This is a genomic window from Zymomonas mobilis, from assembly GCF_006715975.1.
Lineage (GTDB): Bacteria > Pseudomonadota > Alphaproteobacteria > Sphingomonadales > Sphingomonadaceae > Zymomonas > Zymomonas mobilis_B.
In genome coordinates, this window is record NZ_VFOF01000001.1 from 1,325,245 (window position 1) to 1,348,224 (window position 22,980).

Sequence of the window (22,980 nt, forward strand, 5' to 3'; positions counted from 1 at the left end):
TTATATCAAGGAGATAAAGACAATGAGCTGTCATCGCGTGGCGGTTATTCAAGCCGGAACAAGTCTGTTTGATACCGAGAAAACGTTAGATCGGATGGAGGCTTTGTGTGACCAAGCCGCTGAACAAAAGGTTGAGTTAGCGGTTTTTCCCGAAGCCTATATTGGCGGCTATCCCAAAGGATTGGATTTTGGTGCCAGAATGGGCACTCGAACCGAGGCAGGACGGATTGATTTTTTGCGTTATTGGCAATCCGCAATTGATGTCCCAGGAAAAGAGACCGCCCGTATTGGTAGTTTCGCCGCCAAGATGAAAGCCTATTTGGTTGTTGGAGTTATCGAGCGCTCTGGAGCGACGCTTTATTGCACGGCCTTATTTTTTGCACCGGATGGATGTTTGATCGGGAAGCATCGGAAATTGATGCCAACGGCAACCGAACGCCTTGTTTGGGGACAAGGGGATGGTTCAACCATACCTGTTATTGATACCGAAGTCGGTAAGCTGGGCGCGGCAATTTGTTGGGAAAACTATATGCCTGCCCTGCGTCAGGTGATGTATGCGGGCGGTGTTAATATTTGGTGCGCTCCGACCGTCGATCAGCGGGAAATATGGCAAATATCAATGCGGCATATCGCCTATGAAGGCAGATTATTCGTTTTGAGTGCTTGCCAATATATGACGCGGGCAGATGCGCCAGCGGACTATGATTGCATACAGGGCAATAATCCCGAAACCGAGCTGATTGGTGGCGGTAGCGTTATTATCGATCCGATGGGTAATATTGTGGCGGGCCCGTTATATGGGCAAGAAGGTGTATTGGTCGCGGATATTGATTTATCGGATATTATTAAGGCGCGTTATGATTTGGATGTATCCGGTCATTATGCCCGTCCCGATATTTTTGAAATCAAGGTAGATCGGCATTTTAAGCAAGCCATAAGCGATCAGACATCCGATGATCGCGCCGTTAATCATTGTTCAAATGAAGAAGTTTTTAAATCCGATAAAAACTAGATTATTTTTATCAGATAATTGGCGGTTTATTTTTCTGTCTTTATTTCGGTTTTTTATAGCGGAGATAAGGGCAGAAAAAGGCCAAAATAATTCTCTATTGAGAGAATAAATACGATTTTAATTTTCAAGGAAATTTGAAGGCCGATGAGAGGAAAAGATCGGCTTTTTTAATGGTAGCGGAGGAGGGACTTGAACCCCCGACACGCGGATTATGATTCCGCTGCTCTAACCAGCTGAGCTACTCCGCCATTATTTTGCGTCGCAAAAATAATTAGCTGACGAGGCGTGCGTATAAGAGGAAGCAGGCTATTTGGTCAACTGTTTTTTTTGCGATTTTGTGGTTTCTGTCTGTTTTTTCTGAAAAATTTATCATCTTAAGTGCTGAAAGCAGATTGAGGCCGGATAATCCCCTGTCATGCAGCCTACATTGGATGCCAAAAGAAGCAATTTTCAGCTCTTTTTGATTAGGCCAATTTAGGAAGAAGATATTCAATTTTAAAAAGAATTTGGGATTAAGAACAGGAAGGTTCTCACTTTGATGGGCGCTAGATAGAGAAAGCTGCAAAAAGCAGAAAAATTCGAGCGCAGATAAAGGAAAAACGCTGTCCCAGAAAGACTGGAACAGCGTTTTTTTAAACAACAATATAGCCATAAACCGATTGAAAATCGGAAAAGATTATTTGTTGCCGACCAATTCTATTTGGCTACCCAATTCAACCACGCGGTTGCTAGGTAATTTAAAGAATTCGGTCGCACTTTCAGAGTTACGCAGCATCCATGCAAAGAGCTTTTCACGCCAGATGGCCATACCCGTATGGGTGGAGGGTATCAGTGTCTGGCGAGAGATGAAGAAGCTGGTATCGTCCATCCGCAGCATAGGCCCTGACTGGTCGATTTTCTTCATTGCCAAAGGCACATCAGGTTCTTCCATAAAGCCATAGCGGACAATTAAGCGATAGAAGCCGTCTTCAAGGCTGCTCATACTGGCGCGGTAATGCGGGTCCACATAAGGCACATCTTCGATTTTCACGGTTAGGAGAATAACCCGTTCGTGAAGAATCTTGTTATGCTTTAAATTGTGAAGCAAGGCATGCGGCACGCCGTCATCTTCCGGTGTCAGGAAGATAGCCGTTCCCGGAATACGAACCGCCGAAGCCGCCGCAGAGCGGATGAAGAGCTGAATCGGCATAGCGACCTGCCGCATTCTTTCCGCCATAAGATGGCGACCCCGCGACCAAGTCATCAACATCGTGAAAACGACGAAGCCAACCAGAAGCGGGAACCAGCCCCCTTCGGGAATTTTCGTGACGTTGGACAGAAAGAAGGCCGCATCAATGAGCAGAAAGAAGGAAACCAGAGGAATGGCTTGCCATGCTTTCCAATGCCAGACCCGATGCACCAAAACACCCATCATACAAGAGGTGATGAACATCGTGCCGGTAACGGCGATACCATACGCATTGGCGAGATTGGTCGAGGTTTTAAACATGGCGATCAAGACCATGACCATGACCATAAACATCAAGACCCAGTTGACCGAAGGGATATAAATCTGACCGACGGTGCTGGCGCTGGTATGATTGACGCGCAGACGTGGGATATAGCCGAGCTGGATCGCTTGTTGGGTTACCGAGAAAGCGCCGGTGATGACGGCCTGACTGGCGATAACAGAAGCAAAAGTAGCCAGAATAATCAGCGGTATCCGCAAAAAGTCAGGCGCGAGGAAATAGAATGGATTGGCGATAGCCTCGTGATCGGCGCTTAGCAACGCACATTGACCGAGGTAATTTAGGGTTAAGGCCGGAAAAACGACCCAATACCAACCCAGAGAAATAGGTTGCCGTCCGAAATGTCCCATATCGGCATAGAGCGCCTCGGCACCGGTGACCGAAAGGACAACCGAACCCAATGCCCAAAAACCTTGCATCGGATCCGATACGAAGAAATGGATAGCATAATAGGGATTGAGAGCGAGAAGGATGGCCGGACTGCGGGTGAAAATATTGAATACGCCCAAAATCGCCAATGTCGCAAAATAGAGCATCATGACGGGCCCGAACAGCCGTCCGACGGATTCGGTACCCCTTGCCTGAATACAGAATAGTCCGATCAGGATAACGACCGAGACCGGAGGCACCCAACTATCGAAGGAGGGTTCGATAACGGTTAGACCTTCTACCGCAGAAAGCACCGAAATAGCGGGTGTAATCATGCTGTCGCCGTAGAAAAGCGCCGTAGCAAAAACACCCAGCACAATCAGCCATCGGCTGAGTTTCGGGCTGGCTCCACGGATAATAAGAGATAAAAGCGACATACTGCCGCCCTCGCCCTTATTATCGGCCTTCATAATAAACATGACATATTTAACGGTAACCACCAGCCCCATTGTCCAGAATATGAGACTGACTAGCCCGTATATATGGAAATCATCGACGGGTAGTTGATGATGACCTTTAAAACATTCTTTGAGTGCATAGAGGGGACTGGTACCGATATCACCGAAAACAATACCGATTGCCCCAAGCGACAATTTCCAGAGGTCTTTGTCGCTGTGACTATGTCCGGGAACCCCATAAGAGGGATCTGAAGATTTTGCATCTACGGATATGGTCCCCGGGGAAGTATCGTTACTCATAACGATCTCCGTTTTGCCGATAAAAAAAAGGGTTTTTTGCGAAAAAGAGCTAAAAAACAATATTTTCCGCAAATGAACCGAAAGCAGAAAAAAGGATTATGACCTTCTGCTATACTTGCAACAATCACGATATGAGCCATTCTGCAAGTAAAATTATAATATTGCAGAATAAATTACATATAATCTGGCTCATTAAGGGATATTTTTTAAAGAAGAATGGGGCGATCGACGGGAATTGAACCCGCAACCTCCGGTACCACAAACCGGCGCTCTAACCAATTGAGCTACGATCGCCATAATATCGAGCCGGACAGCGGAATAAATCGCAAAGCATGTCCGTGAATGTCCGGCTCAATTAAATTGTGTTTTCACTTTGGTCAAGAGAATTCAAAAGAAAGATGCATAAAAAAGATTATTTTTCCGGATTATAGCCGGTTTTAGGATAACTTTTGATCAGGAAGCCTGAAAAAACATTATCGTAACAACACAAGCTCTTCCGCGCTGCTGGGATGAAGGGCGACCGTATCGTTAAACGCCTGTTTTGTCAGACCAGCTTTGATTGCGACCGCAGCAAGCTGCACAATTTCAGGGGAATCCTGTCCAATCAGATGGATGCCCAAGACTTTATCGCTGTCACCATCAACAATCATTTTATAAAGCGCACGATCAGGACTATCGATCAGAGCGTTCCGCATCGGTCGGAAATTCGATTTATAGACTTTGATATTTTTATACTGTTTTTTGGCTTCTTCCTCGGTCAGGCCTGCGCTGGCAACCGGAGGATGAGAGAAGACCGCTGTTGGAATGGTGTCGTAATCGACCGAGGCGGCTTTGTGGCCAAAGACCCGATCAGCAAAGGCCTGCCCTTCCCGAATAGCAACCGGCGTTAACTGCACCCGATCTGTGACGTCACCAACGGCATAGATGGAAGGACAACTGCTCCGGTTCTCATGATCGACAAGGATGGCACCGCGATCATTGGTTTTGACATTGGCGGTTTCCAGACCGAGATTTCGGCTGTGGGCGACCCGTCCGATAGCAAATAAAACAAGATCGGTTTTTATTTCGCTGCCGTCTTTCAATTGGGCGGTCAGGCTGCCGTCTTTTTCTTTGTCGATGCGGGCGAGATTCGCATTAAAGCGGTAGTCGATGCCATGCCCCTGCCCTATTTCGACCAGCCTTTCGGCGATTTCATCGTCATAACCGCGTAAGATCCGGTCGCCATGGGTGACAATCGTAGTTTCGACATCGAAGCTATTCAAAATACCGGCAAATTCATTAGCGATATAGCCGCCGCCCACAACCAAAGCCCGTTTGGGTAAGGCTGGCAGCAAGAACATTTCATTGGAGGTAACCGCCAATTCGGCACCCGGAATATCGAGCCGTGCAGGTTCTGCCCCGACAGCGACCAGAATATGACGTGCCGTAATAATTTTACCGCTAGCTAATTTAATTTGATTCGCGCCTTCGATAACGGCGCGTTCTTTGTAATGGGTGATGTGGTTATTATCGAGCGTCTGGGTGTAGAGGCCTTCGAGCCGCGTAACGTCAGATAACACAACGTCGCGAAGCGTTGCCCAGTCGAATTTTTTATCAGGTAACGTCCAGCCGAAGCGCTGGGCTTTTTTCAGATCAGCCGCAAAATCAGCAGCGTAATAAAGCATTTTTTTGGGAACGCAGCCGCGAATAACGCAGGTGCCGCCGATACGATATTCTTCGGCGATGGCAACGGATGCCCCATAAGAGGCGGCAATACGAGAGGCTCTGACACCACCCGAACCGGCACCGATCACAAAAAGATCGAAATCATAATCTGTCATATTCCAGTCTTTCCCTATCCAATCAGGCGCGGTTGGATACCGTCCCTGTTCAACCGATATCCGCAAAAAGCGAATATCGGTCGATGATAGGGGAAAGAATGGACATTTTAGATCGTAAAATCCAGCTAAGGATCACGATCAGAGCGATTGAATAAACCGGAAGGCTTATTTTAATGCAGCGGCAATCAAAGCCTTGGTTGACGGATCAAAGTCGGCATTTTCAGGATGATCAGCAATGGCATGTGCCATTTCTTTTCCGAGTTCGACGCCGAATTGGTCAAAGCTATTGATGCCCAAAAGAACACCGTTCGTGAAAGTGCGATGTTCGTAGAATGCGATCAAGGCACCTAACTGAGCTGGTCGTAACTCATCCATAAGGATGGTGGTTGACGGACGGTCACCCGGATAAGAACGAGCTGGATCTTTGTTGTCGCGGCCACTCATCAGGGCAGCACCCTGTGCAAAGGCGTTGGTCAACAAGGTCTGGTGATGGACGGGATCCAAAGTATCGTCTGCTTTAATGGCAGCGATAAATTCGATCGGCACCAAACGCGTTCCCTGATGCAAAAGCTGGAACACAGCATGCTGTGCGTCGGTTCCGACACCGCCCCAAGTGATGAAAGCGCTGGGATGGGTAATCAGATTACCATCGAGGTCAACGCGTTTACCGTTGGATTCCATTTCCAGCTGCTGGAGATAGAAAGGCAGAAGCTGCAGACGTTCGTCATAAGCAAAGATGCCATGCGTCTGAGCGCCGCGCACTGCGCTGTAATACTGGTCAGCAAAAGCAGCCAGAACAGGCGCATTCTTTTCAGGAGCGGCTTCGATGAAATGGCGATCCATAGCGGCGCCACCGTCGAGAAGCTGTTGAAAGCCGTCCCAACCGAGAGCAAGTGCTGCTGGGAAACCAATGGAAGACCAAAGAGAATAACGACCGCCGATGCTTTCAGCGAAAGGCAGGATGCGCGTGTCATCAATGCCCATTTCGGAAGCTTTGGCCGGATTAGCGGTCAAGGCGATCATACGACCCTGTGGGTCTTCGACGCCATGCTTTTTCATCCATGTCATCGCTGATTCGGCGTTGAGCATGGTTTCTGCGGTGGTGAAGGTCTTGGAAGCAACCGCAACCAGCGTTTTATGCGGGTTGAATTTCTTGAAGACCTCTTCGAGTGCCTGACCGTCCACATTCGAGACGACCGCGACATCATAACGACCGCTTTCACGAGTCAGAGCATCAATCAGCAATTTCGGTCCAAGAGCAGAACCACCGATGCCGATATGCAATAAATGTTTTACTTCACCGAAGACGCCTGCATCAATCGCTTCGATAAGCGTTTTCATGCGGGCGTGATATTCTTTGGCACGGGCGACAGTGGCGGGAGCTCCCTGTCCACGTTCGGCCATATGCTCAACTGCGCGGTCTTCTGTTATATTGATTTTTTCACCGGCAAAGAGCGCTTTTCTTCTGGCGTCAAAGTCGCAGCTTTCCAACAGCGTTTTGAAGGCAGTCAGTTTTTGATTATCGAGGTGATTCTTGGAAAAGTCGAAACGCAGTTTCGCCGTATCCACAACCAGACTCGAAAGACGGTTACTGTCTTCTTCAAAAAGCTGTTTTAAAGTCTTCTCTGGGCAAGCACTAACTTGCTTCCATGCAGCATCTATGGCTGCTTTATTTGCGATTCTTGCCATAACAACGCTCTCCTAAATGAATATGGCTTTTAACTTTCTTTGCAAAGCGAGCTACTAGGTCTCGCTTTTGTCAAAGCGAAGATGATAGTAGGACGAATGATAAGAACTGAAAAGAATAATTAAATAGAAACGGCTATTTCTATCTTGATAGATTTTATGGATTGAGCTCAATCAGATTCATCGGAAATTCATACTTTCTTTGCCATGCTTTCAGAGGAGATAAGGAGAGATTTGCGGTCTTATGCCAAAATTATGTCATTTATAAAAAAGGGATGCGCATTTTTGCTTCTCCCCGTTGTCGGGGAATGTCTGTTTTTTTCCTTACCTTCGCTAGCGCCCGCTATGCCGCCCCGCCATTTTCCGCATTCCACCGTGATGGAAATCCATCTGAATGTGAGAAGTATCAATGGCCGCAATCAAAGACCGTTACCGCCTCCCCCTCCGCCACCGGATGCGCCTTTTAATACGCAGCCGCCGGAAGCTATTTGGCATGAGAAAAAAGGCCCGAGATGTATCTCCCCCGAATCTATCGGAGCGGCGGCTGTTTCGGAAAAGGATAGTGTCGATTTGATGCTGAAGGGCGGAAGCCGCATAAGAGCGCATCTTGAAAATTGCCCTGCGCTTGATTTTTATTCTGGATTTTACGTCCATGCAGGCCCTGATGGACAGATATGCGCCAAGCGTGACCCTGTTTATGCAAGATGGGGTGGAGAATGTCTCATTAACCGTTTCCGCGTGGTCGAAGGCGTCTTGAAACACTGACCTATAATTAAAATTCACTTTAATTTGCGGGGTTGGATATCCGTTGCTATAGCAGAAATTCGCCTGACTGGGTGCGACTACCGCGCCTTCTTTAATTTCATCCGCGATATTCTATAGGGATATCGCCAGTTTCTGGTCAGATATTTCATGAGCTTTGCCGATCTTGGCCTTTCAAAAGAACTACTGCAAGCTGTTACCGAATTGGGGTATGAAGAGCCAACCCCCGTTCAGGCAGCAGCCATTCCGTCTGTTTTGATGATGCGTGACTTGATCGCGGTTGCCCAAACCGGCACCGGTAAGACAGCCAGCTTTGTTCTGCCGATGATTGATATTTTGGCGCATGGGCGTTGTCGTGCGCGGATGCCCCGTTCCTTAATTCTTGAACCTACGCGTGAATTGGCGGCGCAGGTTGCCGAAAATTTTGAAAAATATGGAAAATACCACAAATTATCGATGTCTTTGCTGATCGGCGGCGTGCCGATGGCAGAACAACAGGCTGCCCTTGAAAAAGGCGTTGATGTTCTGATTGCGACCCCAGGGCGGTTGTTAGACCTATTTGAGCGGGGGAAAATCCTGCTTTCTAGCTGTGAAATGCTGGTGATTGATGAAGCGGATCGGATGCTGGATATGGGATTTATTCCCGATATCGAAACGATTTGCACAAAATTGCCGACCAGTCGCCAGACTTTGCTTTTTTCAGCGACGATGCCGCCTGCCATTAAAAAGCTGGCTGATCGCTTCTTATCTAACCCGAAACAAATTGAAATTAGCCGTCCGGCTACTGCCAATATCTTGATCGACCAGCAGTTGATCGAAGTATCGCCACGCTCGAAGAAAAAGAAGCTATGCGATATGTTGCAGGCTGAGCAAGATCATACAGCGATTATCTTTTGTAACCGGAAAACGACCGTCCGGCAGTTGGCGAAAACCTTGCAGCAGCAGGGTTTCTCTGTTGGCCAGATTCATGGCGATATGAACCAGCCAGAGCGAATCAGCGAGCTTGACCGTTTTAAAAGCGGGCAAATTAGCGTTTTGGTCGCGTCTGATATCGCTGCAAGAGGGCTAGATGTTAAAGGCATTAGCCATGTATTTAACTTTGATGTCCCGACTCATCCGGATGATTATATTCATCGGATTGGTAGAACTGGTCGTGGTGGCGCAAGCGGCAAGGCCGTGACCTTTGTCTCGCCTGCCGATGAAGATGCCATAACGGCGATTGAAAAGCTGATGGGCGTCGAGATACCTCGATTCAATAAAGGCAAGAAAGCTGAACCGGAAGCAAAAGCGCCGGAAGCTAGCCCCAAAGCCAAAAGCGAGCAGCCTGTTGCAGCCTCTGCGCCAAGAAGAGCAAGAAGAGTTAGAAAAGCCCCCGTTGAAGAGGTGCAGCAAGCACAGGAAGCTGTATCAGAGCCAGTAAGAGAAGAGCCGATTAGAGAAACGCCACCGGCGACAAGACCGGTTGGAAGAGCCAAAAGTCAGGAACAGGCGCTGCGTCCTGAAAATCTGCGTCGGGTTAAGCCCGTTGAAGGTTTGGAAACGGCCATTGATTGGAATGGACCAATCCCGCCCTTCTTAAGATATTCAGTGCCTAAAACGACGGCAAGGACAGTCAAAAAATAGAAATCTCGGTTAGCTTTTCCGTTTTTGAAGTAGCGATTTAATCGTTAAATTTTGAGAAAAAGAAAGGAAATGAGGGGTTTCTGCGACTAGCTACAGGAACAAACCCTATAATATTTTGTTTCTTTTATGAAGTCTGGCGTTTTCTAGAACGAAGCATCAGTCAAAAATTTGCAAAACGGATAAAAGGGAAAAGCTTTTCAGAGGTAAACCGCATTACAAAATTCTTATCAATTTCGCCATTTTATGGTGGAAATTTTATAATGATTCTGGACAGTGTGGATAGATCTTATAATAAGAAAAATGAAATACCTCGGTGAAACTAAACCATATCCGACCCATTATAAAATAACTAAGATGAATGGCAGCATGACAGCACATAACCATAAAAGGCCAGTATCCCAAGAATTACCGGCTTCTTCCGGAAATGCCGCACATGCTGGTGAAACGGCAAAGCCAGCGGAAGACCGGAAGAACGCTATCGGTTTTGCTTTGCGAAATGTCTATCAGCAGACGGTCGAGGAGGCCGTGCCTGATGATATTCTCGCCCTTCTTGCAAAACTAAACTAATTGGTCGCGAGACGGATCGGCGCTTTATGAAGGCATTTTACCCAAAGAAGCCTTCAAAGACCTTCCATAAAAAGCAGCTTTTAACCCGACGGTTATTTCTGCTCTTTGTGACTATGCCTACCTGGTTCAGGATGCTGGTCGTTTTAAGTCTGGCGCAGCTTCCTCCCAGTTTCATTGCCCTTGGCGCTTTTATCGCGTCGTCACATCAATATCGGCTCAATCATCAGAAAGAAGCGCAGCTTGTCGCTACGGAAAGCGCGCGCACGCTCGATGATTCGGTCGATATTTTGGCTTATGACGTCAGAAATATTCTTGATGAAGAAGGCAGCTATGATTTTTCCGATATCGGGGAATGTTCGCTGTTGATTAACCATATGCAAAGCCTTGGCTTTGTACCGGTTGATTATGCCTTGATGGATGTATCCGGCCATTTGCTTTGTAAGAGCGCCAATTTCAAAGTGACGACGGCTTTGGCCTTGCCTTTTAAACCAGTGAGCGAGAATAATTTTTATAATGTCGATCTTTTGGGCAATGAAGGTCAGCTACAATTTTCTTTTCTGGGCGGGCATTATCCGCTCTCAAAATATATCGTTCTTGGACAGATAGGTCGGGAATCCTTGCTCAAAATTATTGAGCGTAAGGTTGTTTCCGATGGTTCAGCCTTGTTTTTGGCGCAGAAGACGCGCTTTTTGCCGCTTATTTCGCCCAAGAAGCCTTTGTTAAAGCAAAGTCACCCTGTCGTTGTACCAACCTTCGATAATGCCGTTAACCTGATTTACGATAACAACCTGCCGCCTTTTCGGAAAGTTGACCTGTTATTTGTTCTATTGCCGGTATTGATCTGGTTTATGACAGCAACGATCGGATGGATCGTTGTGCATTATATGCTGTTGCGCCCATTACGGCGCACCCAGCGCGCTATCGTCGATTATGGTAAAACGGGCGATATCCAAATGGTAAAGCCCGCCTCGATTGGAGCGGCCAGAGAAATCAGACAGGTAAGTAAGGCATTTTATCATGTGGCGGTTCGGTTGGCGGCGCATGAACAGGCTTTGCGGAAAGCATTGCAGCATCAAAAAATGTTGACCCGAGAAGTGCATCATCGGGTTAAAAATAACCTTCAGGTGGTTTCTAGCCTGTTGAGCATCCATAGCCGGAGAGCCGAAACTGCCAAAGAAAAATCTGCCTATGCGACTATCCAAAGGCGGGTCAATGCTTTGGCGATTGTTCAGCGCCAATATTATAACGAGCTGGATAAAGGCCAAGGGCTGGACTTGTCTCTATTAATCAAAGAATTGGTCAATGGGTTGCAAACAAGCTTGCAGTCTTTCGAAAAAAATTTCCAGATCGAGACAGAAATAGATCAGGTTTTTGTTCCACTCGAAAAAGCAATGCCGATTGCCTTTATTCTGGTTGAGATTGTCGATTTTTCTTTGGCGGTTGATCCGCTGTTACCGATTGTCATCATATTGCGCCGCCATAGAGCCGAGCTAGAAAATACGCCCGATCATGCTGGGTTGGAAATTAGAGCGGAAGCGTTGACACAGCTTTCTTCTCGTAAGGGTAATGAAGTTATCCGGCGGATTATTAGCGCCTTTGGCCGACAATTAGGCGGCAAATCGGTAGAGAGAGAAGATGAAGGATATTATTATTACGATATAGATGTCTTGTCGGATCAAGGCTGAATAAGTAGGGTTTTACGCTTTTAGCGTGGCCGCAAATAGAGGCTTTTTACGCAAGAACAAAGCGGTTTCAGAATGTTTCCAAGCGTTAAATTTCATTTTTAAAAATAAATGAAAAAAATTCAGAAGGTTGGAACTTTCTTTCAGACGGTCGGTTTTATTGGACAAGATGGTCTGTAGGCTTATCCCCCTTAGCCTGACTATTCTTACATTTTATGATCCGGAATGTTTCCCTCCTCCCCCCTCACTAACATTCCGGGTCATTTTTTTATGTCTCTTTATTCTTCTGTGGTTCATATAAATTCGGTAAAAGCATTTTGCGATGAAGGCGATTTCTTCATGTACTAAAAAGCTCTAAAACAAGGTGCGGATGATACACCGGATGGGGGAACAATGCGTATTTTGAAAAACTTTTTAATGGCTTCGGCTGTTTTGGCATTAGCGGCTTGCAACACGATGCAAGGATTTGGGCAGGATCTTTCCTCTGCCGGACAATCGATGTCGAATAGTGCAGAAAGAAACAAATAACAGAAAAGGTCGCTATCCCGATGGAAGCGGCCTTTTTTTATGACCTTTTAGGGTTGAGTTGCGATTGCACGAGCAAGCGCCGTTATTTCAGGTTTCAAAGGCGGTTTTAATCCGTCATGAGGAAGCCTCACAAAGAATTAGCCTTAACTTTGTAAAAGCTCGGCATAAGCGGCAATCGCTGTTTCAGTTATATAATGCGTTTTCTGACACAAAGCCGAGTGTGTTCGTTCAGCGTTCAGATTCTTTAGAGCTACACGGCCTTACTTCTTCGCCCCGATACACGATCACATAAAAATAACAGCATCCAATGAGTTGCATTTGAATCGGCTATGCAGAGCGTAAGCGTGACATTGCGAGCGATTGAGATTGTTTTGAGAGTATTGCCTCTTATACAATAATAGCCCCATAGAGGCTGTCTATAGGGCTATTGAATAGAGGTTATCTCAAAATATCATGAGGCCTGTCGCCCTATTTTAGGGGATGTGCCGATATTTTGAAATTCAGATGATTATTCTTCGGTTAAGGCGAGTTCTTTACTTTTTTGTCGCCGTTTTTCGCCAACGAGCATCGCGAGCAGTGCCATTTCATAAAGCAGGATAAGCGGAACGCCGAGCAACAGCTGAGAAACGATATCTGGCGGTGTTAAAACCGCTGCAACCGCAACAGCGGCTACGATAGCATAACGCCTGCCCGCGACAAGTTGTTTGCGGGTGACGAAACCAGAGCGTTCCAAAAGCAGCAGGAAGAGCGGTAACAGGAAAGCGACACCAAAGCCGAAGATGAATTTTGTAACAAAATTCAGATAATTGCCGACAGCGGGTAAAGCCGTTTGTTGCACGCCGCCGATATTGCCTTGATATCCCAACAGGAAATGAAGCGCGATAGGCATGGCAACATAATAAGCCATAGACGCCCCAAGCAAAAACAAAAGCGGCGTCATAATCAGAAAAGGCAGGAATGCTTTTTTCTCATTAGCGTAAAGCCCCGGGGCAATGAAGCGCCAGATCTGCATCGCGACAATAGGGAAAGCGAGCATGATAGCCGCGAAAAAAGCGACTTTAATATCGACGAAAAAGGCTTCGAAAATATCAGTATAGATCAAGCGGCCTTGCCCTGCCCGAAGCAAAGGTTGCACCAGAAAAGCAAAGATAGAACGGGAAAAATGGAGGCAAAGCAGGAAGGCTATTCCCAAGGCAACCAAGCTGATCAGTAGTCTTTTACGTAATTCAAGCAGATGATCGAGCAGCGGGGCTGCGCTTTCATCGACTTCGTTGGGGGTATCATCCGTCTCGCTCATGATTGTTTTTCCTGCTGATCCGGTTGTTTAGGCGTTGCCGGAGTCGAGGAGGCTGCCGCTTCGGTTATTTCATGGGAAGAGGACGACGTGGCCGTATCCGTAGAAGCGGTGACCGAAGCCGGTTCTATATCCGTATCGGGCTGCTTTACTTCTAGATCAGCGGGCGTTGTAAAAACGATATTCTGTTCCGCTGGATCATCAGAAAATTGGGCAGGTTGTGGAGAAGCCGAGGCTGAGGCCGTCTGGTTTTCTCCACCCTGATTTTCAGCGAGCAGCTTGGCATTTTCTTCCGCCCAGCGTTTTTCCATTTCTTCCATTTCGGATTGACGAATCATTTCGTCAATACCGGAACGGAAATGGCGGCTGAGGGTACGGGCTTTACCAAGCCATTTACCAACGACCCGCATTGCGCGAGGCAAATCTTTGGGGCCGATAACCACCAAGGCGACGACAGCAACAAGCAAAAGTTCTGAAGGGGCGACATCAAACATTTAAAAATCCGCACGACCAGTCAAAAAGATAGAAAGCTGAAAACTTTCTGATCGTTTCAGACAATTAGTATCTGTTAAAACAATCGATTATTGATTGTTTTTGATGTCATGTGCCACATTTTGCGTGGTGTTTTCTGGTGGAAGTGGCTGGTTTTCCAAACGTGGTGCCGGAGCCGGTGGGGCTGCCGGTGGCGGGGTATCGTCTTCAGTCATGCCTTTTTTAAAGCTTTTGATCCCTTTGGCGACGTCGCCCATCATATCGGAAAAGCGTCCTTTACCGAAAAAGATCATAACCACGACCGCAACGACGATCCAATGTGTAATACTCATGCCGCCCATATCGAAATCTCCCTAAACCCCGAAAAATGAAGGTCTATATTTCTATAATGACCAAAGTTGCGCTTCTCTACCAGAAGATAGCGCTTTTATCTGCCTAATTTTTTATTCTGGTCTCTTTAGACTAAAATTTCAGCCAATTTTTCTAAAATAATGTTACCGCGTGGCATTATAAGCCAGTTGGGGTTCTGTTAGCTGGAAACCGACCAACATTTCAAAGCTGGCTTCTTTCATCGCAGCCCTGACTTTCGGGTCACTGGTCGGATCAACAGACGCATCAACATCGGTAACAAGCCGTGTCCGATTAAGCTGTTTGATGATATCCCGTGGCAAGGTTGCAGAATCATGGTCGATCGCAGAGGTTGCAGTAACCTCGGTATCCGTCGACATCTGCCCCGGTTCAAAATGAATTCGGACGCTGCCCATTTCTTTTGAAAGAAGGCGCGTTCCTGCCCGCATCACCGTTACAAAATAGGGCAAGGTGACATCTCTGGCACCGCCGACATGGCGTCTTCTGGCCTGAACGGTGAAGGTGAGATGGGTCACGACGGGCCCTGCACTGCTGTCATCGCATTGTGGTCTGAGCCGTGTAATGACGGCTTCAATATCGATAGCGGCCGCCGTTTGTTTATCCGGTGGGTTAAAAAGTGTCATGTCGCCGGTATAATCAGGCACAGCGACAGCCGGACAACTGCTGCGCCGAACCGTCATTGACCCCATTTCGTCAAATTGGCCATGATGAACGACACAACCGCCGAGCAGAAGTGAAGCGAGCGACAGGGTAATGGCAGACGCATATCCGGACTTTAAAAGTGACAAGTGACCCCCTGAAAATAACGGGATGAAAAAAGAGCGCCATAAACGGGCATGATATAAAAATCTGGAACAGGATATTATTATATCCTGTCCCTGACAACGCATTATAAAACCGGTCAATAAAATACCGTGTTTTATAGATTAAAGCATAGCCATGCCGCCATTGACGCTGAGCGTTTGGCCGGTCATGTAGCCGGATTCTTTGGAAGCGAGATAAACGGCAGCCGCCGCGATATCCTGAATGTCACCGAAGCGACCTGCTGGAATCTGGCTTTTTGCGGCGTCTTTCTGTTGTTCGGAAAGAATGTCGGTCATTTTGGTTGCGATGAAACCCGGCGCAATGCAGTTAACGGTGATGCCACGGCTGGCAACTTCGCGTGCCAATGATTTTGACATGCCGATCATACCGGCTTTGGCAGCGGCATAGTTAGCCTGTCCAGCATTACCAGTTTGGCCGACGACCGAGCTGATATTGATGATACGACCGAAGCGGGTTTTCATCATCGGTCTGATAACGGCGCGGCTGAGACGGAAAATTGATTCAAGATTAAGGGCAATAACGTCAGCCCAATCATCATCTTTCATCCGCATCATTAAGCCATCACGGGTAATGCCGGCGTTGTTAATCAAAATATCAATTTTACCGAGCTTTTCTAAAGCGCGCGGAACGAGTTGTTCCACCTCTTCTTTATTGCCAAGATTGGCGGGCAGAATAATCGGATCATTCGGTAAGGTGGCTGCGACCTCGGCCAAAGCCGCTTCACGGGTGCCAGATAAGGCGACCTGTGCGCCCTGCTCTGCCAGACTTTTGGCGATAGCAGAACCGATTCCGCCAGAGGCACCGGTAACAACGGCAGTTAGCCCTTGAAGATCGAACATTGATTTTCTCCTGCCCCTGTCTGACCAGATTATACGGTTAGAACAGGGGATTATAAAGTCTATATGATGGCCGGATTATAAGCTGGCGGCAAATTTTTCGATATCAGCCGGAGCGATCAGGCTAGTGGCTTTGGCTTCTGGTGCAATCCGTTTAATCATCGGGGTTAAGACCTTGCCGCCAAACTCAACGAATTCTTCCACACCGGCAGCAGCCATTGCGGCGATAGATTCGCGCCAGCGCACCCGTCCTGTAACCTGTTCAACCAATAAAGTGGCAATCTGCTGCGGATCTGTTTCAGGCTTGGCTGAAACATTCGCATAAAGCGGAACGATCGGCTGGCGAGGCTGATTTTCCTGTAAGGCGACGGCCATGACATCGGCGGCTGGTTGCATCAGGCTACAATGGAAAGGTGCCGAAACATCGAGCATGACAGCGCGTCTGGCGCCTTTTCCTTTCGCAAGCGCCACGGCGCGTTCAATCGCGGCCAATGTGCCTGAAATAACAACCTGCCCCGGGGCATTATCATTAGCAGCCTGACAGATGTCATTTTGTGCGGCTTCTTTGGCGATAGCTTCGACGGTTTCAAAATCGAGACCCAAGATAGCCGCCATGCCACCTTCACCGACCGGAACAGCGGCCTGCATCGCTTGTCCGCGTTTTTTCAGCAAAAGAGCGGTGATTTTAAGGTCGAAAGCATCGGCTGCGGCCAAAGCGCTATATTCGCCCAAGCTGTGACCAGCGACAAAAGAAGCCGCATCGGTCAGCCGAACACCGCCTTCTTTTTCCAGCATCGCGAGAACCGCCATGGAATGCGCCATGATAGCCGGTTGGGCATTTTCGGTTAACCGTAATTCTTCTTCGGGGCCTTGCGACATAAGGCGGAATAGATTTTGTTTGAGCGCCTCATCTACTTCTTCAAAAACATGGCGGGCGGCCAAGCTGGCATCAGAGAGCGCCTGCCCCATGCCAACAGACTGGCTTCCTTGTCCGGGAAAGATAAAGGCACGCATGGATCAGATTCCTTTATAATATAATTTTTCTTTGAAACAGGTTGGCCGAATATCAGCCAAAAAAACAGTCGGTGACAAGAGCCGATATCCGATAAAAGGCAAAACTATCTGTCTTGATCGAACAAGGCTATTTTACCAGAATTTTGGAAGTAAGCTTTTATATCAGGCTTTCGGGACTGACAATATCGCTTTATTTTAATACGAAAAAGCTTTTTCAGAGGAAGAAAACGCCTTTTCGTCGGGATTGTGTTCGGTTTGGCTGTTTTTGAAAAGCGGGTAATGACCGTTATCTTTTTATGATAAACATCTTGCAAAAACAGACAAAATGCGGCATTGCCCCGAGCTATCAGACCTTATAACGTCTGGGCGTTTTTGGATGAAAGTTTTTATAGTGCTTTCTCCAATGATCTTTTAGTGATCGTCTTAGTTTGAGGCGGTTATTTTTTAATGGCCCGAATTAAGTAAACGACAGCCGGAGGGGCGTTGGCATGGTGCCACGTCAGCGATCGGCCAAAATATTTAAGGACAGACGATGTCTCTTTACGAGCATGTGTTTCTTGCCCGTCAGGATCTGGCACAGACCCAGGTCGATGGGCTTGCCGCTACGGCAACCTCTATTATCGAAGAAAAAGCGGGTAAGGTTGTAAAGACCGAAATCTGGGGTTTGCGTAACCTTGCTTATCGCATCCAGAAAAACCGCAAAGCTTATTACATCATGCTGGAAATTGATGCTCCGGCTGATGCTATCCAAGAGCTGGAACGCCAGATGGCGTTGAATGAAGATGTCATCCGTTACATGACTGTCCGTGTCGATGCCCATGAACAGGGTCCTTCGGCTATGATGCGTCGGGGTGATCGCGACCGTTCCAATCGCAGCGATCGTCGCCGCGATCGTGACGCAGCATAAGCCTGAAAGGAAAAAATACTATGGCACGTCCTTTCTTCCGTCGTCGCAAGAGCTGCCCTTTCGCTGCTAAAGATGCGCCGAAGATCGACTACAAAGATGTTCGTTTGCTTCAGGGCTTTGTCTCTGAACGCGGCAAAATTGTTCCAAGTCGTATCACTGCTGTTTCTGCAAAAAAACAGCGCGAACTGGCTCGCGCAATCAAACGCGCCCGTCACATCGGGCTTCTGCCCTTCATCGTTAAGTAAGGAGCGCCCGATCCATGGATGTTATCCTGCTCGAACGTATCGAGAAACTTGGTCATATCGGTGACGTTGTTGCCGTGAAAAACGGTTATGCCCGTAACTTCCTTCTTCCGCGGAAGAAAGCATTACGCGCTAACGAAGCTAACCGTAAGATCTTCGAAGCTAACCGCGCCCAGATCGAAGCCGATAATGCGGCTCGTCGTACGGATGCAGAAAAAGAAGCCGAAACCATTAACGGTCTGACCGTTACTTTGATTCGTCAGGCTTCTAACACCGGCCATCTTTATGGTTCCGTGTCTGCCCGTGATTTGGCCGAAGCTATTGTCGAAACCAAACCGGAAGCCAAAGTGGCTAGAAATCATGTTGTTCTTGATCGCCCGATCAAGTCCATCGGTATTTCTGAAGTCCGCGTTGCTTTGCATCCGGAAGTTTCCGTCAAGATCAAAGTCAATGTTGCCCGTTCACCTGAAGAAGCTGAACTTCAGGCTGAAGGTGTTGACGTTATGAATCAAATGTTCGAACGTGATGGCGCAAGCTTCACCGAAGAATATGATGCAAACGCTGAACCGGGTCTGGCAACGGAAGCTGAAGAAGCTGTTGCTGATTCCGAAGAAACTGCAGAAACCAACAGCGAAGAATCTCTCTGATTTTTTGCCATTGTTTTTGTAAAAAAAGCCGCCTGTTTTCAGGCGGCTTTTTTATTGGGTTAAAGGTTTTTATAGACTAGGGACCACCCCAAAAAGTCGGCGACGGTGGATGAAGAATCCCGTTATCGATTAGCATACCGTCATTCCGGTCATGTAGTAGCCAATCCGGCCCGTCGAGATCAACAAAATCAGCTTGTGCCGCCAGATGGAAAGCCGGTGCGATTGATAATGACGAACAAACCATACAACCGACCATCACACTGAGATTAAGGCTACGCGCCTGTTTCATAATGTCGATAGCAGCAGTCAGGCCGCCGGTTTTGTCGAGCTTGATATTGATGACCTGATAGCGGTCAGCGATATGATCAAGATCATCAGCGGAATGGAACACTTCGTCAGCGCAAATCGGAACAGAGGGCGAAAAGCCTTTCAATGCCTGATCGGCACCAGCGGCCAAAGGTTGTTCCAGCAAAGCAACACGCGCATCAGCCAGAAAATTTTGCATTTTTTCCAGCAATTCGAATGACCAACTTTCGTTAGGGTCAACGATCAATCGGGCTTTCGGTGCCTGATCCCGCACAGCTTTGATGCAGTCTTGCGGATTATTAGCATCCACCTTGACTTTGATCACCGGACAATAGGCCAGCTTTGCCGCTGATTTTGCCATAATTTCGGGATCATCAAGGCTGACCGTCATCGCCGTTGCCAAAGGTTCCAGCTTCGGGATTCCCATCATGCTGGCAACACTTTGACCTGAAATGCGTGCCTCGATATCCCATAAGGCACAATCAAGCGAATTACGGGCAGGACCTGGGGGGAGCATGGTCAGCAACGCTTCTCGACCGTAATGTTCGGTGATTTTGCGTGTGACCGAGTTGGCCTCTATCAATGTGCTTTCGATCGTTTGGCCGTAATGCGGGTAAGGAATCCCCTCACCTCGACCAGTGACGCCGCCTTCGCTGATATTAGCGACTATCGTATCGATGGTGCTTTTGACGCCCCGCGAGATCCTGAAAGGGGCTTTCAGGGGCAAGCTCTCACCCATGATAGTAAGGCTACGGGTCGCGGTCATACTCTGTTCCAGATAACTATTTTATGTTCTATCATAACACTATTTCGACTGGAGGATGGTAAATTTTACCATTAACGTTCATCCGGATTAGTCTTTCAGACTATACGCCCATCAAATTGAGAATCATTTTAGCCTGTTCGGGATCATCGCGATAAATGCCCCGCATGGTCTTGGTTACGGTCAGGACATTCGCGGTTTCAACGCCCCGTGCAGCCATGCAGCTGTGGGTTGCGGAAATAACAACGGCGACGCCACGCGGATTGAGATTGTTCCAGATACAATCTGCGACCTGAGCTGTTAGTCTTTCCTGTATTTGCAGTCGGTTTGCGTAGCCTTTCAGCACGCGCGCCAGTTTTGACAAACCGACAACCTTTTTATCAGGCAAATAGGCGATATGCGCATGCCCCATGATTGGCGCCATGTGATGTTCGCAATGGGAATAAAAAGGAATGCCTTTCAGCAAAACGACGTCTTCATAGCCGCCGACCTCTTCAAATACTGTCTTCAGATGAATCTCAGGATTTTCCTGATAACCCCGACAGTAATATTTCCATGCCTTGGCTACCCGTTTAGGCGAGTCAATCAGGCCTTCCCGATCAGGATCATCGCCTGCCCAACGGATCAGGCTACGAATGGCTTCCTGTATTTCTTCCGGCACATTGATCTGATCCGAGTGCATGACAGCCAGATCTCGTATTTCTTCCATTGTAATATTTTGTCCTGTTTCGGGGTTATGGTCTAATAATGTCTGTTGCGCTATCATGTCAGGGATAGTGGAGCAATGATGGTTCTTTTGTTCTTTGTCTCTTCATTTCAAGCGAATTCTTTTTCTATTATGCGAATTTGGGATATTTATGGCAAATCTTGTCTGTGGCGTTTCTTCTTCGGCTTTAGGTCAGTCATGGCAATGGCGTGGCCAAAATTCGGGATTTAGTGGAGAAAATCCGCTGGAAGATTTGGTTGACCGTATTCTGATTACCCGCGGCTGTCCTCGTGAGAACTTGTCTCTTTATCGTGATCCTAAAATCAAGCATTTTATGCCTGACCCATCGTTATTATGCGATATGGATCGGGCGGCCGAGCGTTTAGCGAAGGCTATCTATAACAAAGAATCTATCGTTATTTTCGGTGACTATGATGTGGATGGTGCAACGTCATCCGCTTTGATGATTGATCTTCTGCGTCAATTGGGGGTGAATGCCGGTTATTATATTCCTGATCGTTTGGCAGAGGGCTATGGGCCAGCGGTTCAATCTATGCAGAAATTGGCCGAGGACGGTACTAATTTAGTCGTTACGGTTGATTGTGGCGCGCAAGCTTATGACGCGTTGGAGGCAGCGAAGGCCACAGGTTTGGACGTGGTAGTCGTTGATCATCATCAATGCCAACCGGAATTGCCACAAGCCTATGCGGTCGTAAATCCCAACCGTCTCGATGAAAATGAAGGCGCGCAATATGGTCATCTGGCAGCGGTCGGTGTCGCTTTTCTGTTGGGGGCGGCTCTGTTGCGGCATTTGCGGAAAGATAACTATTTTTCAGATAAGCCCGAACCTAAGCTGATGGCGATGCTGGATTTGGTCGCATTAGGCACGGTTGCCGATGTTGCTGCATTGCATGGCCTGAATAGAGCTTTTGTTGCCCAAGGGTTAAAGATTATGGCGACGCGGCATCGTCCTGGCATTGCGGCTTTGTTAGATATAGCCAGTGTATCCCGCCCTCCGACAACCTATGATCTTGGTTTTGTGTTGGGCCCGCGTATCAATGCCGGTGGACGAGTTGGGAAATCTGATCTTGGTGTTCGATTATTGACCAGCCTTGATAAGAATGAATGCGATAAATTGGCGCAGCAATTAAATCAGCTTAATCAAGAGCGGCGCGCGATCGAACAAGCCGTGACCGAAGCGGCTGAAGCTTTATGCGAAGAGCAGGTCGAGCAGCCTGTTATGGTGGTGTCTGGTGGAGGGTGGCATCCCGGTGTGATCGGGATTGTGGCCGGTAGATTAAAACAAAAATATGGTTGTCCGGTTATCGTCATAGGGATCGACGGAGAGGGGAATGGCAAAGGTTCTGGTCGTTCTTTGACTGGTGTTGATTTAGGAGCCGCTGTTTTATCGGCCAAGCAAGCGGGGCTTCTTGTGAATGGTGGTGGCCATGCAATGGCAGCCGGTCTGAGCATCAAGAAAGAGCAGATAGAAGATTTCACCTCTTTCTTGTCAGAAAAGCTGCGCAAGGATGTGGAAAAAGCGCGTGCCAATAAAGCCTTGCTTGTTGATGATGTTTTAAGCGCAGGTGGCGTTAATTTGGCCGTGATCGAAGCGTTGGAAGCTGGAGGCCCCTATGGTGCAGGATGGCCCTCGCCTCATATCGTCACGGGGCCTGTTCACGCTATCAAATGCAGTATTTTAAAAGAGAAGCATCTTTCTGTTATTTTTAAAGGGCAAGATGGTCAGAGCTTTAAGGCCATCGCCTTTAATGCGGTTGAGACGCCTGTTGCCCAAACTGTGATGGCGGCTGGTCGAGATCGTGGCTTATGGGTGGCTGGAAAAATCCAATTAAATGAGTGGAATGGCCGAAAAGATGCCCAGCTTCATATCGAGGATCTGGCTTGGGCCTAGAGAAATGGGCTTTTTTCGGGAGGAATGCGAAGTTTTTGAAAAAAGTAGAAAAAATTTTAAAAAATCGCTTGACCTTATCGTGAAAAGTCCATATCTACCGCCTCACACCGCGAGCGACCCCATCGTCTAGCGGTCTAGGACATCGCCCTTTCACGGCGAAAACACGGGTTCGATTCCCGTTGGGGTCGCCAATAAATTTAGCTTCGGTGTAAAATTTATTGGATGTTTTAAGCTGGCTTAGGCCGGCTTTTTTATTGCCTGTTTGGGAATCAAATATTTCGATATATTGTTGAAAATTATTTACATAAATATGCAGAATTAAAGGCAGTGATATTTGATGAAAAATATCACT

The 22,980-nt window shown here is 47.7% G+C and carries 21 protein-coding genes and 3 tRNA genes; 11 read left to right on the plus strand and 13 right to left on the minus strand.

Translation table 11 applies throughout. The annotated features are described in order from the left end of the window. The first annotated feature begins 22 nt into the window (after positions 1-22). On the plus strand, positions 23-1,012 hold the full coding sequence (locus tag FBY58_RS05805) for a carbon-nitrogen hydrolase family protein (protein ID WP_141919908.1): 990 nt from the start codon (positions 23-25) through the stop codon (positions 1,010-1,012). Positions 1,013-1,183: 171 nt separating this feature from the next. On the opposite strand, the gene FBY58_RS05810 is transcribed toward FBY58_RS05805, so the two are convergent. From FBY58_RS05810 to pgi, 5 genes are all read right to left on the minus strand, one after another. Continuing rightward, positions 1,184-1,260: transfer RNA gene (locus FBY58_RS05810), tRNA-Met, on the minus strand. 428 nt (positions 1,261-1,688) lie between these two features. Further along, positions 1,689-3,647, minus strand: a complete 1,959-nt coding sequence (locus tag FBY58_RS05815) for a potassium transporter Kup (protein WP_141919909.1) — start codon at positions 3,645-3,647, stop codon at positions 1,689-1,691. Positions 3,648-3,864: 217 nt separating this feature from the next. Continuing rightward, positions 3,865-3,941 (minus strand) — tRNA-His (locus FBY58_RS05820). Positions 3,942-4,120: 179 nt separating this feature from the next. Further along, positions 4,121-5,467 (minus strand): glutathione-disulfide reductase, encoded by a 1,347-nt coding sequence (gorA, locus tag FBY58_RS05825; protein ID WP_141919910.1) that lies wholly within the window; start codon positions 5,465-5,467, stop codon positions 4,121-4,123. 165 nt (positions 5,468-5,632) lie between these two features. Continuing rightward, positions 5,633-7,156 (minus strand): glucose-6-phosphate isomerase, encoded by a 1,524-nt coding sequence (pgi, locus tag FBY58_RS05830; RefSeq protein ID WP_141919911.1) that lies wholly within the window; start codon positions 7,154-7,156, stop codon positions 5,633-5,635. 282 nt (positions 7,157-7,438) lie between these two features. Between pgi and FBY58_RS05835 the strand changes: the two genes are divergently transcribed. The 5 genes from FBY58_RS05835 (at position 7,439) to FBY58_RS05855 (ending at position 12,315) form a co-directional block, all read left to right on the plus strand. Continuing rightward, complete coding sequence (locus tag FBY58_RS05835; protein ID WP_260432125.1) at positions 7,439-7,918, plus strand: hypothetical protein; 480 nt, start codon at positions 7,439-7,441, stop codon at positions 7,916-7,918. A gap of 147 nt (positions 7,919-8,065) precedes the next feature. After that, on the plus strand, positions 8,066-9,538 hold the full coding sequence (locus FBY58_RS05840) for a DEAD/DEAH box helicase (protein ID WP_141919912.1): 1,473 nt from the start codon (positions 8,066-8,068) through the stop codon (positions 9,536-9,538). 366 nt (positions 9,539-9,904) lie between these two features. Continuing rightward, positions 9,905-10,105, plus strand: a complete 201-nt coding sequence (locus FBY58_RS05845; RefSeq protein WP_260432126.1) for a NepR family anti-sigma factor — start codon at positions 9,905-9,907, stop codon at positions 10,103-10,105. Positions 10,106-10,218: 113 nt separating this feature from the next. Further along, complete coding sequence (locus FBY58_RS05850) at positions 10,219-11,790, plus strand: sensor histidine kinase (RefSeq protein WP_260432180.1); 1,572 nt, start codon at positions 10,219-10,221, stop codon at positions 11,788-11,790. 390 nt (positions 11,791-12,180) lie between these two features. Further along, a complete protein-coding gene (locus FBY58_RS05855; RefSeq protein WP_141919914.1) occupies positions 12,181-12,315 on the plus strand; it encodes an entericidin A/B family lipoprotein in 135 nt (44 codons plus the stop codon). A 508-nt stretch (positions 12,316-12,823) separates the two neighbouring features. On the opposite strand, the gene tatC is transcribed toward FBY58_RS05855, so the two are convergent. From tatC to fabD, 6 genes are all read right to left on the minus strand, one after another. Next, positions 12,824-13,612 (minus strand): twin-arginine translocase subunit TatC, encoded by a 789-nt coding sequence (gene tatC, locus FBY58_RS05860; RefSeq protein WP_141919915.1) that lies wholly within the window; start codon positions 13,610-13,612, stop codon positions 12,824-12,826. Beyond that, entirely contained in the window at positions 13,609-14,103 is a 495-nt protein-coding gene (gene tatB, locus FBY58_RS05865; RefSeq protein WP_141919916.1) for a Sec-independent protein translocase protein TatB, read from the minus strand. Before tatB ends, tatC begins: the two co-directional genes overlap by 4 nt. 87 nt (positions 14,104-14,190) lie before the next feature. Further along, on the minus strand, positions 14,191-14,442 hold the full coding sequence (locus FBY58_RS05870) for a twin-arginine translocase TatA/TatE family subunit (RefSeq protein WP_141919917.1): 252 nt from the start codon (positions 14,440-14,442) through the stop codon (positions 14,191-14,193). Between the two features lie 153 nt (positions 14,443-14,595). Continuing rightward, positions 14,596-15,258: a hypothetical protein gene (locus FBY58_RS05875; protein WP_141919918.1), complete on the minus strand. Its 663-nt coding sequence runs from the start codon at positions 15,256-15,258 to the stop codon at positions 14,596-14,598. Positions 15,259-15,396: 138 nt separating this feature from the next. After that, on the minus strand, positions 15,397-16,134 hold the full coding sequence (gene fabG / locus FBY58_RS05880) for a 3-oxoacyl-ACP reductase FabG (protein WP_141919919.1): 738 nt from the start codon (positions 16,132-16,134) through the stop codon (positions 15,397-15,399). 75 nt (positions 16,135-16,209) lie between these two features. Next, positions 16,210-17,145, minus strand: coding sequence for an ACP S-malonyltransferase (gene fabD / locus FBY58_RS05885; RefSeq protein WP_141919920.1), 936 nt, complete (start codon positions 17,143-17,145; stop codon positions 16,210-16,212). 532 nt (positions 17,146-17,677) lie between these two features. Here fabD and rpsF point away from each other — a divergent pair. From rpsF to rplI, 3 genes are read left to right on the plus strand one after another with little or no spacing between them, the layout of a single operon-like run. Next, positions 17,678-18,052 (plus strand): 30S ribosomal protein S6, encoded by a 375-nt coding sequence (gene rpsF, locus FBY58_RS05890; protein WP_141919921.1) that lies wholly within the window; start codon positions 17,678-17,680, stop codon positions 18,050-18,052. A gap of 20 nt (positions 18,053-18,072) precedes the next feature. Further along, entirely contained in the window at positions 18,073-18,297 is a 225-nt protein-coding gene (gene rpsR / locus FBY58_RS05895; RefSeq protein WP_011241043.1) for a 30S ribosomal protein S18, read from the plus strand. Positions 18,298-18,311: 14 nt separating this feature from the next. After that, positions 18,312-18,941, plus strand: coding sequence for a 50S ribosomal protein L9 (gene rplI, locus FBY58_RS05900; RefSeq protein WP_141919922.1), 630 nt, complete (start codon positions 18,312-18,314; stop codon positions 18,939-18,941). Between the two features lie 76 nt (positions 18,942-19,017). On the opposite strand, the gene dgcA is transcribed toward rplI, so the two are convergent. Beyond that, positions 19,018-20,013, minus strand: a complete 996-nt coding sequence (gene dgcA, locus FBY58_RS05905) for an N-acetyl-D-Glu racemase DgcA (RefSeq protein WP_141919923.1) — start codon at positions 20,011-20,013, stop codon at positions 19,018-19,020. A gap of 100 nt (positions 20,014-20,113) precedes the next feature. Further along, a complete protein-coding gene (gene folE / locus FBY58_RS05910) occupies positions 20,114-20,719 on the minus strand; it encodes a GTP cyclohydrolase I FolE (protein WP_141919924.1) in 606 nt (201 codons plus the stop codon). Between the two features lie 148 nt (positions 20,720-20,867). On the opposite strand from folE, the gene recJ reads away from it, so the two are divergent. Together recJ and FBY58_RS05920 are read left to right on the plus strand one after the other, a co-directional pair. Further along, positions 20,868-22,628 carry a single-stranded-DNA-specific exonuclease RecJ gene (recJ, locus tag FBY58_RS05915; protein ID WP_141919925.1) on the plus strand — a complete coding sequence of 587 codons (1,761 nt, stop codon included), beginning with the start codon at positions 20,868-20,870 and terminating at the stop codon, positions 22,626-22,628. A 115-nt stretch (positions 22,629-22,743) separates the two neighbouring features. Next, a tRNA-Glu gene (locus FBY58_RS05920) sits at positions 22,744-22,819 on the plus strand. The last annotated feature ends 161 nt before the right edge of the window (positions 22,820-22,980 follow it).

Excerpts from the sequence above, each read along its gene's own strand:
- rpsF (WP_141919921.1), top strand. The coding sequence starts at position 17,678 with ATGTCTCTTTACGAGCATGTGTTTCTTGCCCGTCAGGATCTGGCACAG.
- tatC (WP_141919915.1), bottom strand. The coding sequence starts at position 13,612 with ATGAGCGAGACGGATGATACCCCCAACGAAGTCGATGAAAGCGCAGCC.
- FBY58_RS05805 (WP_141919908.1), top strand. The coding sequence starts at position 23 with ATGAGCTGTCATCGCGTGGCGGTTATTCAAGCCGGAACAAGTCTGTTT.
- pgi (WP_141919911.1), bottom strand. The coding sequence starts at position 7,156 with ATGGCAAGAATCGCAAATAAAGCAGCCATAGATGCTGCATGGAAGCAA.
- FBY58_RS05850 (WP_260432180.1), top strand. The coding sequence starts at position 10,219 with ATGCCTACCTGGTTCAGGATGCTGGTCGTTTTAAGTCTGGCGCAGCTT.
- dgcA (WP_141919923.1), bottom strand. The coding sequence starts at position 20,013 with ATGACCGCGACCCGTAGCCTTACTATCATGGGTGAGAGCTTGCCCCTG.
- FBY58_RS05855 (WP_141919914.1), top strand. The coding sequence starts at position 12,181 with ATGCGTATTTTGAAAAACTTTTTAATGGCTTCGGCTGTTTTGGCATTA.
- fabG (WP_141919919.1), bottom strand. The coding sequence starts at position 16,134 with ATGTTCGATCTTCAAGGGCTAACTGCCGTTGTTACCGGTGCCTCTGGC.
- folE (WP_141919924.1), bottom strand. The coding sequence starts at position 20,719 with ATGGAAGAAATACGAGATCTGGCTGTCATGCACTCGGATCAGATCAAT.
- FBY58_RS05840 (WP_141919912.1), top strand. The coding sequence starts at position 8,066 with ATGAGCTTTGCCGATCTTGGCCTTTCAAAAGAACTACTGCAAGCTGTT.
- tatB (WP_141919916.1), bottom strand. The coding sequence starts at position 14,103 with ATGTTTGATGTCGCCCCTTCAGAACTTTTGCTTGTTGCTGTCGTCGCC.
- gorA (WP_141919910.1), bottom strand. The coding sequence starts at position 5,467 with ATGACAGATTATGATTTCGATCTTTTTGTGATCGGTGCCGGTTCGGGT.
- rplI (WP_141919922.1), top strand. The coding sequence starts at position 18,312 with ATGGATGTTATCCTGCTCGAACGTATCGAGAAACTTGGTCATATCGGT.
- fabD (WP_141919920.1), bottom strand. The coding sequence starts at position 17,145 with ATGCGTGCCTTTATCTTTCCCGGACAAGGAAGCCAGTCTGTTGGCATG.
- FBY58_RS05815 (WP_141919909.1), bottom strand. The coding sequence starts at position 3,647 with ATGAGTAACGATACTTCCCCGGGGACCATATCCGTAGATGCAAAATCT.
- rpsR (WP_011241043.1), top strand. The coding sequence starts at position 18,073 with ATGGCACGTCCTTTCTTCCGTCGTCGCAAGAGCTGCCCTTTCGCTGCT.
- FBY58_RS05845 (WP_260432126.1), top strand. The coding sequence starts at position 9,905 with ATGACAGCACATAACCATAAAAGGCCAGTATCCCAAGAATTACCGGCT.
- FBY58_RS05870 (WP_141919917.1), bottom strand. The coding sequence starts at position 14,442 with ATGGGCGGCATGAGTATTACACATTGGATCGTCGTTGCGGTCGTGGTT.
- recJ (WP_141919925.1), top strand. The coding sequence starts at position 20,868 with ATGGCAAATCTTGTCTGTGGCGTTTCTTCTTCGGCTTTAGGTCAGTCA.